Genomic DNA, 14,860 nt, shown 5'->3' with positions numbered 1-14,860 from the left:
ATTTTCTTGAGGCTTTTTTATGTTCAATAAAGTTATAGGTTTTAAGTGCTACGTTCTACGTATAACATAAAACTTATTACGTAATACTTCATAAACACCCCTATAATCCCCTCAAGAGGATAGTTTGCATAGATTTTTATTCTAGTAAATCTAACGTCTTATAACTTATCACTCAAAACTTACAACTTATAACTCAAAACCCGCGTTAGGGATAGTAGTGGAAATCCTTTTGTAGGAATTGAATTTTTCTAATCTGTAATAGAATCTTCTTCTACAAAAGATTGGAACGGATAGCCCGACCGAAGGGAACGCCATAATAATAAACAATTGAATGAAGAATTTTTATATATTTAGGTTTTAAAGTAAAAGAAGATATGAAACCATTTAATGTGCGTGTATATGCGTTATTGGAGCACAAGGGAAAGGTATTGGTGATTCACGAGCCGTTTCAGGGAGAATTAATTTATAAGTTTCCTGGAGGTGGACTGGAGTTTGGTGAAGGAACTAAAGATTGTATAAGGAGAGAGATAAAAGAGGAATTGAATTTGAAAGTGGAAGTTCATGAGCATTTTTATACACAAGATTTTTTTGTGCTGAATGCTTTTGATCCAACAGAACAGGTTTTATTAATTTATTATAAAGCGACAATTACAGAGAAAGCATTGGCTAAATTGAAAATTTTGGATGCTGATATCAACGAATTGTTATGGTTATCGAAAGAAGAATTGAATGTAGAGAAATTTACACTGGATGCAGATAAAGTGGTAGTTGATTTGTATAAAAAAGAAAACTTCGAATCTTAAGACTCGAAGTTTATTATTTTTTGATCATCAAAATACTGTATAACAGCGTATTTCATTAACAAGGTTTGCTCATTAGTTTTAAGCGGTGGTAAATCTTCCAACAACTCAAAATGTGGCCAACCATCTGGATCTAATCCATCGAAACGATAAAAACCAAAAGGTTCTAACACGCGACAAACTGCAATGTGTAATAAATTGAGTTTATCATCTTTTTTAAATCGTTTTTTTCCTTGTCCTAATTCTTGAACACCGATTAAAAAAAGAATGGTATCTAAATCTGGTCTTTCACCGTCTGTGAAATTTTGTTGAAAAAATTCTTCAATCAGTTTCCACTTGTTGGTGTTTGATGATGATTCTTCTGTAAATTTTGATATATCCATTTAGAATTTACGTCCTTTGTGACGCATATGTGGGTTTTGTAATTGCGAATTACTTACGTTGAAACGTTTCATTTGATCATTCATCATTTTGATTTGATCTGTAAACATTCCTTTCGAATCGTTTTTCTTCGCTTCTTTAATATAACCTTCCGCTTCTTTCTTTTTACCTTTTGACATTGCAGCTCCAGCCAAAGATAAATTAGCCATTGCTCTGTCATGATCAAATGATAAACCGTAGTTTAAGGCTTCTTTCATATATTTTTCTGAAACGGCAACATTGTCCTGCGCTTCAGTAATTCCCATCATATAATGGTAATATCCCATTTGTTTAGGAATTAATTCTGATGATGGATTTTTGATCTTTTGTAACCATTTTTTCGCTTTTGCCATATCCTCTTTACGTAAAAACCAGAAAGCTAACAAGATGTTTTCGTTTCTGAAATAGAATAAAATTGGAAATACAGCGACTAATAACGAAACAAATCCCCAACCGTATTCGCGAATGGTAAACAAAAAGATTGCTAAAGCGATTAATACAGCGGCGATTACTAATTTAATGTATTTGTTCATCGATTATAAATATGATTTGATATTATCTGCAATTTCGATCATTTTCTCGGCAGATAATTGAAGTTTTGGATTTGAGAAATTGATATCTTGCATTGTATTTAGAGGAACCAAATGCACATGTACATGTGGTACCTCTAAACCAACAACAGCTACGCCAACGCGTAAACAAGGTATTGCTTTTTCTATAGCTTGTGCAATTTCATAAGAAAAGTCCATTAAACCTAAATAGGTTTCTTTGTCTAAATCGAAGATTTTATCGACTTCTTTTTTCGGGATAACCAATACATGACCTTCTACCAAAGGAAACGCGTCCAAAATAGCGATGTACTTATCGTTTTCGGCAATTTTGTATGATGGTATTTCTCCGTTTATAATTTTAGTGAAAATGCTTGCCATATGTTTTTTAATTTTTGAAATCTTAGTCCAAAGATATTTCTAAAATTTCAAAATTTAAAGTCATTCCGTTAGGTAATGTAATTTCTGCAACTTCTCCAAGTGATTTTCCTAACAATCCTTTTGCGATTGGAGTATTTACAGAGATGCGCATTTTAGCTAAATCAGCCTCAGATTCAGGTACCAAAGTGTACACTAATTCTTGTCCGTTCGCTGTATTTTTTATTTTAACTTTTGATAATATTGATACTTTAGAATGGTCTAATTTAGATTCATCAATTACGCGTGCATATGCTACAACTTCTTTCAATTTAGCAATTTGCATCTCTAACATTCCTTGAGCTTCTTTTGCAGCATCGTATTCTGCATTTTCAGATAAATCTCCTTTATCACGAGCATCAGCAATTTGTTGCGAAATTTTTGGACGCTCAAAAGTTTCTAACTGATGAAGCTCTTCACGCAACTTTTCTAATCCTTCTTTCGTTACATATTGTATATTTGCCATAACAACAATGTTTAATTAATTTTTTATTAAATAGGTCTTATAAAATAAATAATCCTACACATATGTAATACTATGCGCAGGACTATTTAGTTATTGTACTACAAAGATAATAAAAAAAATACAGCAAATTAAAAATGAAACAATTTATTAAAACGATTCTAAATAAGGTTATTTTGGTTTGTGTTTTTGCAAGCTTATTTCAAGGTTGTAATTCAGATGACGGTGTAGTAAGTTGTGTGCCAAATACGATTGTGAATGTTTCAATCAATATCAATTTACCTTTGTATTCTAATCTAAACAATCCAGGAGGATGGGTATATGTAGATGGAGCAACAGCTGGTTCTAGAGGTTTGATTGTGGTGCGTACGGCTTCTGGTTTCAAAGCTTACGATCGTAATGCGCCGCATATTTGTCCTGGTGCAGAAACTACTTTGTATGTAAAGAATGACATCAGTATTGTATGTGATGCAGATAATTCTGAATGGATTTTATTAACAGGACAACCTACAAAAGTAGCGAACAGAGCACCAAGAACTTACCAAGTGTATGTAAATGCAAATGGAACGCTTACAATAACGAATTAAATTTTTTAACGAAAGTTTTTTTAATTCACTCAAAAAATAATAATCTTTGCAGGCATCGAAATTATACTTCTTTATTATGCATGCATAAATTTTTCGAATGGTTTTTGAATTAAATTATTTTTAAAAAAAGATAATTTCGTTGTAAAGATTACTCAAATCCATTATTTTTGGTAAATCAAAATTTTATCAATTAAAAAATATTAATAATGAGCATTATTTCGCATATCCATGCAAGACAAATTTTAGATTCTCGTGGTAACCCAACTGTAGAAGTAGACGTGTATACAGAATCAGGTGTTTTAGGTCGTGCAGCTGTTCCATCAGGAGCATCTACAGGAGAGTATGAAGCAGTAGAATTACGTGATGGTGGAGACTTGTACTTAGGTAAAGGAGTTTTGAAAGCTATCGAGAATGTAAATGAAGTGATTGCTCCAGAATTAATTGGTTTTTCTGTTTTCGAACAAAATTTAATCGATCAAGTAATGATTGATTTAGATGGAACTGAAAACAAAGCTAAATTGGGTGCTAATGCAATTTTGGGTGTTTCTTTGGCAGTTGCAAAAGCTGCAGCAGAAGAATTAGGTTTACCATTGTTTAGATACATCGGTGGAGTTAATGCAAACACATTACCAGTTCCTATGATGAATATCGTAAATGGAGGTTCTCATTCTGATGCGCCTATCGCATTCCAAGAATTCATGATTATGCCAGTTCAGGCAGAATCTTTTTCTGATGCTTTACGCAAAGGAACAGAAGTTTTTCATGCATTAAAGAAAATTTTACACGACCGTGGTTTATCTACAGCAGTAGGTGACGAAGGTGGTTTTGCACCAACTTTTGATGGTACAGAAGATGCTTTAGATACTGTAATTTCTGCAATAGAAAAAGCAGGTTACAAAGCAGGTGAAGAAATTATGATTGCATTAGATTGTGCATCATCAGAATTCTATCACGATGGAAAATATGACTATACAAAATTCGAAGGAGAAAAAGGAGCTATCCGTACTTCTGCAGAGCAAGCAGCTTATTTAGCAGAATTGACAGAGAAGTATCCAATTATATCTATCGAAGATGGTATGGACGAAAACGATTGGGAAGGTTGGAAAATCTTAACAGATAAAATCGGTAAACGTGTTCAGATTGTTGGAGACGATTTATTGGTAACGAATGTAACTAAATTAGAAAAAGCAATTGATGCTGAAACAGCAAATTCTATCTTAGTAAAATTCAATCAAATTGGTACGTTAACAGAAACGATCAAAGCAGTACAAATGGCGCAAAATGCACGTTATACAGCAGTTATGTCTCACCGTTCTGGAGAAACAGAAGATGCTACAATTGCAGATTTAGCTGTTGCTTTGAACACAGGACAAATCAAAACTGGTTCTGCTTCTCGCTCTGATCGTATGGCGAAATACAACCAATTATTACGCATTGAAGAGATTCTTGGAGAAACTGCAATCTTTCCAGGACTTAAGGCTTTTAAAGTTAAGCGATAAAATAATTTGAGACTGATATTTATCAGTCTCAAATTAATAAAAAAAGTGTAAATTACGCAATAAATAATATAAACTATAAAATGTCAGATAAGGTAATATTAAATTACAACGGAAATGAGTTGGAGCTACCTGTTACAACTGGTACAATGGATGAAAAATCTATTGATATTTCCAAGTTAAGAAGTGCTACTGGATTAATTACAATGGATCCAGGTTACAAAAATACAGGGGCATGCGAATCTAAAATTACATTTTTAGACGGTGAAGAAGGTAAATTGATGTACCGTGGATATCCTATTGAACAATTAGCAGAGAAATCTTCTTTCGTAGAAGTAATGTATTTGTTAATCAAAGGAGAATTACCTACACAAGCTGAATTAGATAAATTTATCGCTGATATTAATGAGTACAACTATGTGTCAGAAGATTTAATCAAAATCTTAGATGCATTCCCAAGTTCTGCTCACCCAATGGGAGTATTAACATCTTTAACAGCTGCTTTATCAGCATTCAACCCAAAAGTTGTAGACGTTACTTCTCCAGATGATATGTATAGAGCGGCAGTTACTTTATTAGGTAAATTCCCAGTATTAGCGTCTTGGACACAAAGAAAAATTAAAGGATTACCAGTTAACTACTCTAACGATAAATTATCTTACGTAGAAAACTTTTATCAATTATTATTCAAAAAACCAGGTCAAGAATTAGACTTAGATCCAGTTATTATTGATGCAATTGACAAATTATTAATCTTACACGCAGATCACGAACAAAACTGTTCTACATCAAGTGTACGTTTAGTAGGTTCTTCTCACGCAGGTTTATTTGCTTCTATCTCTGGTGGTATCTCTGCATTATGGGGACCATTACACGGAGGTGCTAACCAAGCAGTATTAGAAATGTTAGAAGCGATCAAAAATGATGGTGGAGATGTTGAAAAATACTTAGCAAAAGCAAAAGATAAAAACGATCCATTCCGTTTAATGGGATTCGGACACCGTGTTTATAAAAACTTTGACCCTCGTGCGAAAATCATCAAAGTTGCTGCGGATAACGTTTTAGAGAAATTAGGAATCAATGATCCTATTTTAGATATTGCGAAAAAATTAGAGCAAGCTGCTTTAGAAGACGAGTATTTCAAATCAAGAAACTTATATCCAAACGTAGATTTCTATTCAGGAATTATCTACAAAGCGTTAGATATCCCAACTGAAATGTTTACAGTTATGTTTGCTGTTGGACGTCTACCAGGATGGATTGCACAATGGATGGAAATGCGCGAGACGAATCAACCAATTGGTCGTCCTCGTCAATTATACACAGGAGCACCATTACGTGATTACGTTGAAATTGAAAAAAGATAAGAATTATCTTATTCATCATACAATCCGAAAATCAAAGTTTGATTTTCGGATTTTTTTTAACAATTAATTTTTAGAGATTGTTTGTTTAAAATGTGTTAAAGCCTTATTTTTAAGTAAATTAAATTTTGTAACCATGAAATTTGAGAAAATACATAATAAAGGTCAAGCACAAATCTTCGAAAACAAATACCTCGAAATGTTGACAAAAGGTCATCCCGCAGTTATTTGGGGAATGTACATACCTCTACTTTCCTACTGTATTTATTATGGAATTTCTCGTTACGATTTATCTGCCTTGACAGTTATCTGCTTATTTTTTGGAGCGATGTTATTTTGGACATTGTTCGAATATTTTGCGCATCGTTATCTTTTTCATTGGACAGCTGAACAACCAAGTCTAAAACGAATTGTTTACATTTTTCACGGAAATCATCATCATTATCCGCGCGATAAACAACGTTTGTTTATGCCTCCAGTTCCTAGTATTCTTTTGGCGTCAATCATTTTCTTGATTCAATATTTAATTTTAGGTAAATATGCTTTTGCTTTTTTTCCTGGTTTTATGATTGGCTATTTATTGTATGCGTCTATGCATTATTTGATTCACGCTGTTGCGCCGCCTTTCAAGTTTATGAAACCACTTTGGCGCAATCATCATTTGCATCATTATAAAGACGAAGAATTAGGTTTTGGCGTTTCCAATACATTTTGGGATCGTATTTTCGGAACAATGTTCGACTTAAAGAATGAAAAAGAAGACAAAGAAAAAGTAAAAGAATTGATGTTTGAGAAGAAAAGTTAATATGAATAGTATCAAAACTATAATACTTTTATTGTTATTTTCTAATTTGCTTTTTGCTCAAGAAATAAAAGAAAATTTTTCTGCTGAATTAGTGGTTTTAAATGATGAAAATTTAAAAGAAATAATTACGAATATAAATCTTAATGATTATTGTATTAATAAAGGCTATGTTTGGTATTTAAATTATAAAAAAGATTATTTACAATTATCAAGTATTTCTAGATACAAACTTTATGGAATAAAGACTAATTATTATGCAACTATGATTAATAATAACCTTATTTTCATAAGATTAAATAAAGAAAATGATTCGATTTTTAAGAAGTTAGGATTTAAGATTAATTTAAATGATTTCAAATCAAATATAATCTCAACCGGACCTCATACTACTTCTTGGTATTTTAAAAAGGTAAATGAAAAAACAGAATTGGTAAAAGAAAATATCTTTCCATGTGTTTATAATTAGATGTTTGAGAAGAAAAGTTAATTTTTCGTATCTTCCGTCAAATTAAGCTCACACAGAAAATGAAAAAATATACTTTACTTGCAATTGGATTACTTGCATTCAATCAATCAAACGCGCAATATTCTAAAGAAAATCAAAAGAAATATGTCGAAGAATTAGCTTCTGATGCTATGCAAGGTCGAAAATTTGGAACACCCGAAAATCGATTGGCTGCTGAATTGATTGCTGAAAAATTCAAACAAAATAAATTAAAACCTTGTGTTGGTGATTCATATTTAATCGAATTTGAATATAAAGGGAAAACGGGACAAAATGTTTGCGGAATCAAAGAAGGTAAATCGTCTGATATTTACGCTGTAGGTGCGCATTTTGATCATGTTGGAACAGATGACAAAGGCGATGATAAAGTTTTTAATGGAGCAGATGATAATGCGAGTGGAACTTCGGCTGTAATGGCTTTGTCTGATTATTTCAAAAATAAAAAAGTTAAACAAACCATGATGTTTATGGCTTTTGATGCTGAAGAAATTGGATTAATTGGTTCTAAAATGTTGGTAGAAAATACAGATTTTCAGTCTTATTTACCAAATATGAAAGTGATGTTAAATTTAGAAATGATTGGAACTGTTTCTGCTTTTGGCGAAGGAAAAGTGTATATGACAGGTAGCGATCGTTCGGATTTGATGAATTTGATGAACAACAATTCGACTAGAACATTCAAAGTCGAAAACGATCCTTATTTACAACAACAATTATTTTATCGTTCGGATAATGTAAATTTTGTAAATCATAAAGTGGTATCGCATGCGCTTTCTTCTGTAAACATGGAAAATCAACATCATTATCATCAAAAAAATGATGAAGTTTCGGTGATTAATTTCGAAAATCTATCAGAAATTACGCAAGGAATTGGACATTCTTTATACGAAATGATGAAGAAAAATATTCAACCAAAATATAACGATTAATGGATAAAGCAATTAATATTGTTAGTATTGCAGTTATTGTAATTTTATTGTTAGCGTTTTTATCAGAAAAATTTTTCCCAATAAAAGGTCTTGAATTGTTTTATGAGAAAAAGTTTTATCTCGCAATTATTTATTTAATTTTAAGAGTTTCCAGAATTTATATTCTTCGAAAATCAAAATAAATTTTTAAATCCGTTCCAATTTCAGAACGGATTTTTTAGTACCTTTTATTTACCTTAAAATAAATGTATGGAAGGTTATTAGGAATCGTTTTGCGCTGTATTTCGGTGTATTTTTTTATGTTAATTGCACTTAGAATTTTTGGTAAACAACAATTATCGCAATTAAATACAGCAGATGTTATTTTGATTTTATTGATTAGTAATGCTGTTCAAAATGCTATGGTTGGTTCAGATTCGAGCTTGCAAGGTGGATTGATAGCAGCTTTTGTATTGTTTCTTTTAAATTTTATTGTCAAAAAGATACTGCTAAAGAATAAATTTTTAGGAAACTTAATTGAACAAAAACCTGAAATTTTAATCCGTAATGGAAAAGCTGATTTTACGATGTTGTGCAAATTGGGAATTAATTCGGAAGAATTGAACGAAGCAATGCGCGAACATGGTGTGGAACATATCAAAGATGTGAAATTGGCGATGATGGAGATTGATGGAAATATCTCAATTGTGACAACGGATAAAAATCAATTTAAGGAAACACATTATAAACGCAAACATAATCACAAAAATTTACAAGGAACCAATTAACAAAATATGGAAAATAATTTAGTAAACGGGATTATCAAACAATTCCAGTATTATAAACAATTGGGAGAGAAAACATTTTCGCAATTAACAGATGAAGAATTGTTTTGGCAATACAATGAAAACTCAAATAGTATTGCGATTATCGTGAATCATCTTTCAGGAAATATGTTGTCGCGTTGGACTGATTTTTTGACAACAGATGGTGAAAAAGAGTGGCGAAATCGTGATGAAGAATTTGAAGATACAATCAAAACTAAAGAACAACTTTTAGAGAAATGGGAGAAAGGTTGGAAGTGTTTGTTTAATGCTTTAGCACAAATCAAAACGGATGAAGATTTAGAACAAATCATCTATATCCGAAATGAAGGACATACAGTAATAGAAGCCATTAATCGTCAATTGGCGCATTATCCATATCATGTTGGTCAAATTGTTTTTATAGGAAAGTTAATAAAAGATAATAAATGGAATTCACTTTCAATTCTAAAGAATAAATCTTCAGACTATAATCAAATTAAATTTTCTACAGAGAAAAAGACACAACATTTTACAGATGAGTTTTTGAAAGAAGAATAATTAAATAATACTTTGACGCAACCTTTTTATGATTAATTATCTTATTAGAAATTAAACTAATAAAATAACATTATGAAAGCAATTTTAAAAGTAGCATTTTGTACATTTTCTATTTTTGCATTTTTTGGATGTCAAAATGATGATTACTCTAAAAATAACAATGTAGATAAAGAGTTGAATGGAGTTTGGAATTTAGATAAAACATATGGATTTTACCCTGATCAAGCTTTTATTCAACATGAAAAAGGAAAAGTTATTTGGGAATTTAATACTTCGACAAATAAATTAAGTGTTGTTAATCATGTAGATGAAACTGCTGGAATTGTAACTGGTAATTATGATTTTTATACTTCTAAAGAAAAACTAAATGATAAAATAGAGTATAAAATTTTATATGTTGAAAATAAGAAACAAGGTGATTTTTATAAAATTGCTGGAGATTCATTAGTAATTAATTACGGAAGTGATTTAGATGGATATATTCTTGTATTCAAAAAATAAATCAGCAGGTTACAATCAAACGAAGTTTTCGGCAGGTAAGAAAACACAGCATTTTACAGATGAGTTTTTGAAAAAAAATAATAACAACTAACTAATGGATATGTTCTCTTGTTTTTAGAATTTCTTTTACATTTTTATAAGCTTGCTTCCAATTATCCGATTGTTTATAGTAAATAGTTTTTTTATCTACTATTTCAGGATTGTTAATCATATCAGATTTTTCAAATGATTGTTCACAAGTATGTAGTTTATGTAGATAAGCTAATAATTGTTTTGTATTCATTTTTTCTAATTCGTCAATTGATAAAACATTTGGTTTTCTATTTTTTGACATTTTAATATTTTATTAAAAAAAAAGCTCCATTCGGAGCTTTTCAGGTTTTATGCTAAATTTTCTTCTTTCTGTAGAAGTGTTTTATAAATTAATCCACCTACAATTGCGCCTGTAATAGGCGCAACCCAGAATAGCCATAATTGTATTAAAGGTTCGCCCCGTACAAAAATAGCTTGTGATGTAGAACGGGCTGGATTTACAGATGTGTTAGTGATTGGAATAGAAATTAAGTGAATTAACGTTAAGGCCAATCCAATTGCGATTCCAGCAAATTTTCCGTTTGCAAATTTGTCTGTCGCACCTAAAATAACAATTAAGAAGAAGGCTGTTAAGACAAATTCAATTAAAAAAGCAGATAACATACTGTAACCATGTGGTGAAAATGCGCCATATCCATTGGAAGCAAATGCTCCAGCTTTGGTATTGTCAATAGCGAAATTTGCATTTCCCGAAGCGATTAAGTATAATACTCCAGCAGCAGCAATTGCTCCTAATACTTGCGAAATAATGTAAGGAAATAATTGTTTTCCGTCAAATCGTCCTCCAGCAAATAAACCGAAAGAGACAGCAGGGTTGAAATGTCCTCCAGAAATATGACCAACTGCGTAAGCCATTGTTAGTACAGTAAGACCAAATGCTAATGCAACACCAGCGTAACCAATTCCTAATTCGGGAATACCAGCCGCAAAGATTGCACTACCACAACCTCCGAAAACTAACCAAAAAGTACCGAAAAACTCGGCAGCATAATTTTTCATAAATGTTTTAATATTAAAAGTTTAGTTGGAATGAATTTAAGAAAATTTTAAGAAATAAAAACATTTTAAACATTTAAATTATTTCAATAAAAAAATCGCTCCGATTTCTCAGAGCGATTTGTATTTATAATATATTCTTTCTAGAATAATTAATCCATATAAGCCTCAATAGGAGCACAAGTACAGATTAAGTTACGATCTCCGTAAGCATCATCAATACGAGAAACAGATGCAAAGAATTTACGTTCGCGAACCCATTCTGCTGGATATGCAGCTTTAGAACGAGAGTAAGGATATTCCCACTCGTCTGCCGTAATCAAGTGAATTGGGTGAGGCGCGTTGTGTAATACGTTGTTATCAACTGGATAATCTCCGTTTGCAACCTCATCAATTTCTTGACGAATAGAAATTAACGCATCACAAAAACGATCTAATTCTGCTTTGTTTTCAGATTCTGTTGGCTCAACCATCAATGTTCCAGCAACTGGGAAAGATACTGTTGGCGCATGGAATCCATAATCAATCAAACGTTTTGCGATATCCGTTACTTCGATACCAGCTTTTTTGAACGGACGACAATCTAAGATAAATTCGTGTGCCACTACATTGTTTCCATTTGTATATAAAATATCAAAATGCTTCTCTAAACGAGTTTTCATGTAATTAGCATTCAAGATTGCACCTTGTGTCGCTTTCAATAAACCTTCTGCACCTAACATTAAAATGTAAGAGTAAGAAATAGGTAAAATGAACGCAGAACCATAAGGAGCCGCAGCGAATGTATTTGTCGCTTCTTTTCCTCCAGTTTCGATTAATGGAGAAGATCCTAAGAAAGGCGCTAAATGTGCTTTTACACAGATTGGTCCTACACCAGGTCCTCCACCTCCGTGAGGAATAGCGAATGTTTTGTGTAAGTTAAGGTGACAAACGTCTGCACCAATGTTTCCTGGAGAAGTTAATCCAACTTGCGCATTCATGTTTGCACCGTCCATATAAACTTGACCTCCGTATGCGTGAATCATTTCAGTAACTTCTTCGATATTGCTATCAAAAGCACCATACGTTGATGGATAAGTAATCATCAATGCAGCTAAGTTATCTTTGTGTTTTTCACATTTTTCTTTCAAGTCAACTAAATCTGTTTCACCAGATTCTAAGTTCTTCACAACAACAACTTGCATTCCCGCCATTGCAGCAGAAGCAGGGTTAGTTCCGTGAGCAGATTGTGGAATTAAAGCAACATTTCTGTGTCCTTCTCCCCTTGCTTCAAAGTAAGAACGGATTACCATCAATCCTGCATATTCTCCTTGCGCACCAGAATTTGGTTGTAAAGAAGTTGCATCAAAACCTGTGATTACAGCTAAATAATCTTCTAAGTTTTGGATTAATGTTTGGTAACCTTCTACTTGATCTTTTGGAGTGAAAGGGTGTACATTCCCCATTCTTTCCCAAGACATGTGCAATAATTCTGTTGCAGCATTCAATTTCATTGTACAAGAACCTAATGCAATCATCGATTGGTTAAGAGCCAAATCTTTACGCTCTAAACGCTTGATGTAACGCATTAATTCTGTTTCTGTATGATATAAATTGAAGTTTTCGTGTGTTAAGAAATCAGAAGTTCTGATTAAATCTTGAGGTAAATAAGAATCATCTACTTCAAATTCGAAACCATCTTCTGTATTTTTAATTGTTGCAAAAACACTTAAAATTTCGAAAATATCTTCTTCAGAAGTCATTTCATCAATTGTGATTGAAATTTTTCCGTTCTCGAATCCATTTACATTAATTTCTTCTTCTGCAAAAATCTTTACAATTTCGTCTGAGTTTTCAACTTCAATTTGAATTGTATCGAAGAAATTAGTATTTACTAATTTAAATCCTAAATGCTCTAAACCTCCGTGTAAAACAGCTGCTTTAGTATGAATTTGATCAGCGATATATTGTAAACCGTCTTTTCCGTGGTAAACCGCGTAGAAAGAAGCCATAACCGCTAACAATACTTGTGCAGTACAAATATTAGAAGTCGCTTTTTCACGTTTGATGTGTTGCTCACGTGTTTGTAAAGCCATACGTAACGCATAGTTTCCTAAACGATCTTGAGAAACTCCAATAATACGCCCTGGAATTACACGTTTGTATTCTTCTGTACAAGATAAGAAAGCTGCGTGCGGTCCACCGTATCCCATAGGAACACCAAAACGTTGAGAAGTACCAATTGCGATATCAGCTCCCCATTCACCTGGAGGTGTTAATAATGTTAAAGCTAATAAATCTGTTGCAACAGCAACTTTTACATTAACTGCATTTGCTTTTTCTACAAATGATCTATAATTATTGATTTGTCCTCCTTTCCCGATGTATTGTACAATCGCTCCGAAGAATTCTTCTGTTAATTCAGTCGTTTCAAAGTTTCCAACAACTAATTCAATTCCTAAACCGTGTGCTTTCGTTTCTAAAACCGCTACAGATTGAGGGAATAAATTATCTGCTACAAAAAATTTGTTGACATTGTTTTTCTTTTGATCACGAGAACGAGATTCAAATAACATGTGCATTGCTTCACCACATGCAGTACCTTCGTCTAATAAAGAGGCATTTGCGATAGGTAAACCTGTTAAATCAGAAATAACAGTTTGGAAATTTAATAAAGCTTCTAAACGTCCTTGCGCAATTTCCGCTTGGTATGGTGTATAAGCTGTGTACCAACCAGCATTTTCTAATACATTACGTTGAATTGGCGCTGGTAAAATTGTACCATAATATCCATATCCAAGATAATTTTTTACTTTTTTATTTTTTGAAGCGATTTCAGCTAAATGATTAATAGCTTCAAATTCTGATAAAGCTTCTGGTAAATCCAAAGCATTTTTCAATCGAATGTTCTGAGGAACTGTTGCCTCAATTAAAGAATCAATAGAATCTTTCCCAATTACAGAAAGCATTTCAGCTGCTTGCTGCGCATTGTTTCCAATATGTCTAATGGAAAAATCGTTTGTGTTCATTGTGTTTGCGCTATGTTTATTTTCGCGTAAAAATACGTTTTTTTATCTTAAAATAAAAGTGAATAACAATGTTAAAAATTAATTGAATGAATAGATTAGAATTTTATTTTTTTAGAAATAAATGTGAATAAAATCTTTCTTTTTTTTCAAAAAATAGTAATATTGGCAATAGAATTGAGATAAATAATTCGGTAGAATTTCTTAAATTTATTCTACGTTTAAAAAAATCTATGAAAACAAACGATTTTATGGAACTTAATGAAAATACTTCTGAAGTCAAAGAAGCGAAAAAATTTCCATTCTTAAAGAAATTGGAAATAATGATGGAAGAGGCGAAATTAGAGGATGCGAAAAAATCTAAAATGAAACGTGTTCATAAAAAAGGTAATTCTCAAATCGCTAAAAAAATGGGAGAAGAAGCTGTAGAAATGGTTATTGCTTCGGAACAAGATAACGACGAAAACTTTTTAGAAGAATCGGCAGATGTTTTCTTTTATTACCTAATGGCGCTACATGCACGTGGTTTTGAATTGAAAGATGTTTTGGAGATTTTAAAGAAAAGGCATAAAAAATAATTAACACCTT

General features: G+C 32.1%; 18 protein-coding genes. 11 read left to right on the top strand and 7 right to left on the bottom strand.

The window, feature by feature from the left end; translation table 11 throughout:
* The first annotated feature begins 374 nt into the window (after positions 1-374).
* A complete protein-coding gene (locus B4H69_RS05455) occupies positions 375-803 on the top strand; it encodes an NUDIX domain-containing protein (RefSeq protein ID WP_180905999.1) in 429 nt (142 codons plus the stop codon).
* On the opposite strand, the gene B4H69_RS05450 is transcribed toward B4H69_RS05455, so the two are convergent.
* From B4H69_RS05450 to greA, 4 genes are read right to left on the bottom strand one after another with little or no spacing between them, the layout of a single operon-like run.
* Positions 800-1,183 carry a hypothetical protein gene (locus B4H69_RS05450; protein WP_052217679.1) on the bottom strand — a complete coding sequence of 128 codons (384 nt, stop codon included), beginning with the start codon at positions 1,181-1,183 and terminating at the stop codon, positions 800-802. The genes B4H69_RS05455 and B4H69_RS05450 overlap by 4 nt on opposite strands.
* Positions 1,184-1,753 (bottom strand): tetratricopeptide repeat protein, encoded by a 570-nt coding sequence (locus tag B4H69_RS05445; RefSeq protein WP_038333778.1) that lies wholly within the window; start codon positions 1,751-1,753, stop codon positions 1,184-1,186.
* Positions 1,754-1,756: 3 nt separating this feature from the next.
* Positions 1,757-2,149, bottom strand: a complete 393-nt coding sequence (locus B4H69_RS05440; RefSeq protein ID WP_114999218.1) for an HIT family protein — start codon at positions 2,147-2,149, stop codon at positions 1,757-1,759.
* A 22-nt stretch (positions 2,150-2,171) separates the two neighbouring features.
* Positions 2,172-2,651 (bottom strand): transcription elongation factor GreA, encoded by a 480-nt coding sequence (gene greA / locus B4H69_RS05435; protein WP_019976987.1) that lies wholly within the window; start codon positions 2,649-2,651, stop codon positions 2,172-2,174.
* A 134-nt stretch (positions 2,652-2,785) separates the two neighbouring features.
* Between greA and B4H69_RS05430 the strand changes: the two genes are divergently transcribed.
* The 9 genes from B4H69_RS05430 to B4H69_RS05390 all read left to right on the top strand — a co-directional run bounded on the left by B4H69_RS05430 (position 2,786) and on the right by B4H69_RS05390 (position 10,178).
* Entirely contained in the window at positions 2,786-3,235 is a 450-nt protein-coding gene (locus B4H69_RS05430; RefSeq protein WP_114999220.1) for a hypothetical protein, read from the top strand.
* A 206-nt stretch (positions 3,236-3,441) separates the two neighbouring features.
* Positions 3,442-4,734, top strand: a complete 1,293-nt coding sequence (eno, locus tag B4H69_RS05425) for a phosphopyruvate hydratase (protein ID WP_038333789.1) — start codon at positions 3,442-3,444, stop codon at positions 4,732-4,734.
* A gap of 80 nt (positions 4,735-4,814) precedes the next feature.
* Positions 4,815-6,098 carry a citrate synthase gene (locus tag B4H69_RS05420; RefSeq protein WP_114999222.1) on the top strand — a complete coding sequence of 428 codons (1,284 nt, stop codon included), beginning with the start codon at positions 4,815-4,817 and terminating at the stop codon, positions 6,096-6,098.
* Between the two features lie 133 nt (positions 6,099-6,231).
* Positions 6,232-6,900 (top strand): sterol desaturase family protein, encoded by a 669-nt coding sequence (locus tag B4H69_RS05415; protein WP_114999224.1) that lies wholly within the window; start codon positions 6,232-6,234, stop codon positions 6,898-6,900.
* Position 6,901: 1 nt separating this feature from the next.
* Complete coding sequence (locus B4H69_RS05410) at positions 6,902-7,366, top strand: hypothetical protein (protein ID WP_114999226.1); 465 nt, start codon at positions 6,902-6,904, stop codon at positions 7,364-7,366.
* Positions 7,367-7,425: 59 nt separating this feature from the next.
* Positions 7,426-8,334, top strand: a complete 909-nt coding sequence (locus B4H69_RS05405) for a M28 family metallopeptidase (RefSeq protein ID WP_114999229.1) — start codon at positions 7,426-7,428, stop codon at positions 8,332-8,334.
* A gap of 245 nt (positions 8,335-8,579) precedes the next feature.
* Positions 8,580-9,101, top strand: a complete 522-nt coding sequence (locus tag B4H69_RS05400; RefSeq protein ID WP_291093055.1) for a DUF421 domain-containing protein — start codon at positions 8,580-8,582, stop codon at positions 9,099-9,101.
* Between the two features lie 6 nt (positions 9,102-9,107).
* Positions 9,108-9,677 (top strand): DUF1572 family protein, encoded by a 570-nt coding sequence (locus tag B4H69_RS05395; RefSeq protein WP_114999235.1) that lies wholly within the window; start codon positions 9,108-9,110, stop codon positions 9,675-9,677.
* Positions 9,678-9,749: 72 nt separating this feature from the next.
* Complete coding sequence (locus tag B4H69_RS05390; RefSeq protein ID WP_114999237.1) at positions 9,750-10,178, top strand: hypothetical protein; 429 nt, start codon at positions 9,750-9,752, stop codon at positions 10,176-10,178.
* Positions 10,179-10,269: 91 nt separating this feature from the next.
* On the opposite strand, the gene B4H69_RS05385 is transcribed toward B4H69_RS05390, so the two are convergent.
* The 3 genes from B4H69_RS05385 to gcvP all read right to left on the bottom strand — a co-directional run bounded on the left by B4H69_RS05385 (position 10,270) and on the right by gcvP (position 14,275).
* The gene (locus B4H69_RS05385) at positions 10,270-10,512 is read right to left on the bottom strand and encodes a hypothetical protein (RefSeq protein WP_114999239.1); all 243 of its coding nucleotides are present in this window, start codon (positions 10,510-10,512) and stop codon (positions 10,270-10,272) included.
* Between the two features lie 47 nt (positions 10,513-10,559).
* Positions 10,560-11,270, bottom strand: coding sequence for an aquaporin Z (gene aqpZ, locus B4H69_RS05380; RefSeq protein ID WP_114999241.1), 711 nt, complete (start codon positions 11,268-11,270; stop codon positions 10,560-10,562).
* A gap of 149 nt (positions 11,271-11,419) precedes the next feature.
* A complete protein-coding gene (gene gcvP / locus B4H69_RS05375; protein WP_180906000.1) occupies positions 11,420-14,275 on the bottom strand; it encodes an aminomethyl-transferring glycine dehydrogenase in 2,856 nt (951 codons plus the stop codon).
* A gap of 230 nt (positions 14,276-14,505) precedes the next feature.
* Between gcvP and hisE the strand changes: the two genes are divergently transcribed.
* Complete coding sequence (gene hisE, locus B4H69_RS05370; protein WP_180906001.1) at positions 14,506-14,850, top strand: phosphoribosyl-ATP diphosphatase; 345 nt, start codon at positions 14,506-14,508, stop codon at positions 14,848-14,850.
* Positions 14,851-14,860 lie beyond the last annotated feature (10 nt).

Origin of the sequence: Empedobacter sp. UBA6745 (assembly GCF_002453775.1) — a bacterium.
Taxonomy (GTDB): Bacteria; Bacteroidota; Bacteroidia; order Flavobacteriales; family Weeksellaceae; genus Empedobacter; species Empedobacter falsenii_C.
This window is presented reverse-complemented; position numbering and strand designations above follow the sequence as displayed.

Bases quoted from the DNA above. Each gene is read 5' to 3' on its own strand.
- B4H69_RS05455 (WP_180905999.1), top strand. From the start codon at position 375: ATGAAACCATTTAATGTGCGTGTATATGCGTTATTGGAGCACAAGGGA.
- B4H69_RS05450 (WP_052217679.1), bottom strand. From the start codon at position 1,183: ATGGATATATCAAAATTTACAGAAGAATCATCATCAAACACCAACAAG.
- B4H69_RS05445 (WP_038333778.1), bottom strand. From the start codon at position 1,753: ATGAACAAATACATTAAATTAGTAATCGCCGCTGTATTAATCGCTTTA.
- B4H69_RS05440 (WP_114999218.1), bottom strand. From the start codon at position 2,149: ATGGCAAGCATTTTCACTAAAATTATAAACGGAGAAATACCATCATAC.
- greA (WP_019976987.1), bottom strand. From the start codon at position 2,651: ATGGCAAATATACAATATGTAACGAAAGAAGGATTAGAAAAGTTGCGT.
- B4H69_RS05430 (WP_114999220.1), top strand. From the start codon at position 2,786: ATGAAACAATTTATTAAAACGATTCTAAATAAGGTTATTTTGGTTTGT.
- eno (WP_038333789.1), top strand. From the start codon at position 3,442: ATGAGCATTATTTCGCATATCCATGCAAGACAAATTTTAGATTCTCGT.
- B4H69_RS05420 (WP_114999222.1), top strand. From the start codon at position 4,815: ATGTCAGATAAGGTAATATTAAATTACAACGGAAATGAGTTGGAGCTA.
- B4H69_RS05415 (WP_114999224.1), top strand. From the start codon at position 6,232: ATGAAATTTGAGAAAATACATAATAAAGGTCAAGCACAAATCTTCGAA.
- B4H69_RS05410 (WP_114999226.1), top strand. From the start codon at position 6,902: ATGAATAGTATCAAAACTATAATACTTTTATTGTTATTTTCTAATTTG.
- B4H69_RS05405 (WP_114999229.1), top strand. From the start codon at position 7,426: ATGAAAAAATATACTTTACTTGCAATTGGATTACTTGCATTCAATCAA.
- B4H69_RS05400 (WP_291093055.1), top strand. From the start codon at position 8,580: ATGTATGGAAGGTTATTAGGAATCGTTTTGCGCTGTATTTCGGTGTAT.
- B4H69_RS05395 (WP_114999235.1), top strand. From the start codon at position 9,108: ATGGAAAATAATTTAGTAAACGGGATTATCAAACAATTCCAGTATTAT.
- B4H69_RS05390 (WP_114999237.1), top strand. From the start codon at position 9,750: ATGAAAGCAATTTTAAAAGTAGCATTTTGTACATTTTCTATTTTTGCA.
- B4H69_RS05385 (WP_114999239.1), bottom strand. From the start codon at position 10,512: ATGTCAAAAAATAGAAAACCAAATGTTTTATCAATTGACGAATTAGAA.
- aqpZ (WP_114999241.1), bottom strand. From the start codon at position 11,270: ATGAAAAATTATGCTGCCGAGTTTTTCGGTACTTTTTGGTTAGTTTTC.
- gcvP (WP_180906000.1), bottom strand. From the start codon at position 14,275: ATGAACACAAACGATTTTTCCATTAGACATATTGGAAACAATGCGCAG.
- hisE (WP_180906001.1), top strand. From the start codon at position 14,506: ATGAAAACAAACGATTTTATGGAACTTAATGAAAATACTTCTGAAGTC.